1 protein-coding gene is annotated in these 1,160 nt (G+C 34.8%); it reads left to right on the forward strand.

The genetic code is table 11. The annotated features are described in order from the left end of the window. The first annotated feature begins 156 nt into the window (after positions 1-156). Positions 157-1,134, forward strand: coding sequence for an IS30 family transposase (locus tag BUC21_RS16190; RefSeq protein ID WP_073404358.1), 978 nt, complete (start codon positions 157-159; stop codon positions 1,132-1,134). The last annotated feature ends 26 nt before the right edge of the window (positions 1,135-1,160 follow it).

A 1,160-nucleotide genomic window follows, 5' to 3' on the forward strand; every position in this document is an offset into this window, starting at 1 on the left:
TTTTTTGTTATCCTAAATTCAAGTGTTAAATGCAACTGATGGAATTTTAGATTGAATATTTTTTCAGAGAAGGGGAAGATGTTTATCTTCCGCCTTTCTCTGATGGGATAAAATAATTATCTTGTTCCCTCAATCTCCTACAAAATCAGTTACAAGATGAAACATTTAACCCAAGAACAAAGATATGAAATTTCTGCATATCTTCACAGTGGAAAAAACAAAAGCGAGATAGCCTCTCTGGTAAGGGTTCATAAAAGTACCATTAGCCGTGAAATTGCCCGTAATTCTTACGGTTCCTGGCATCAGTACATGCCCCGTGCCGCTCAAAAGAAAGCTGACTTAAGAAAGAAATGTCGCCATCGGAAAGTAGTCTTTACCCAAGACATGAAGGATCTTGCAAAGCATCTGCTAATAGAATTTAATTATAGTCCGGAACAAATCTCTGGCCGATGCAAATTACAATTAATTCCCATGGTTTCTCATGAAAGGCTTTATCAGTGGATTTGGAAAGATAAACGTCAGAAAGGAGATCTTTATAAATATCTACGTCGGAAAGGTAGAAAAAATAAAAAACGTGGTTCCGAATACAACAATAGAGGTATTTTGCAAAATCGCAAAAGTATTGATCAAAGACCTTCCATCGTTGAGGAACGTAAACGCTTTGGTGATCTTGAAATAGACTCTATTATTGGTAAGAATAGGAAGAGTGCATTAATGACTATTAACGACAGACTAACCGGACGCTTATGGATACGTAAACTTAAAGGGCGTGATCCCAAAACTATGGCAGATACAACTATTAAATGTTTAACATCATTTAAAGGGAAAATCTTCACTATAACCTCAGATAATGGATTTGAGTTTGCTTTTCATAAAAAAATAGAGACAAAATTGAGAATTAATTTCTATTTTGCCAGACCCTATCATTCTTGGGAGAGAGGAGCAAATGAAAATATAAATGGATTAGTAAGGCAATACTTTCCTAAGGGGACAGATTTTAGTGAAGTGACTGAACAACAAGTAGAAACTGTCGAAGATTTAATTAATTCAAGACCAAGAAAAAGGTTGGAATATTATACTCCAATCGAATTTATTAATACACTTAAAAAACATAGGAGAGAGTTGCGTTTATAACTTGAATTCTGCTATTATAGGGGGTG

This window comes from Bacteroides luti (genome assembly GCF_900128905.1).
GTDB lineage: Bacteria > Bacteroidota > Bacteroidia > Bacteroidales > Bacteroidaceae > Bacteroides > Bacteroides luti.

Excerpts from the sequence above, each read along its gene's own strand:
- BUC21_RS16190 (WP_073404358.1), top strand. The coding sequence starts at position 157 with ATGAAACATTTAACCCAAGAACAAAGATATGAAATTTCTGCATATCTT.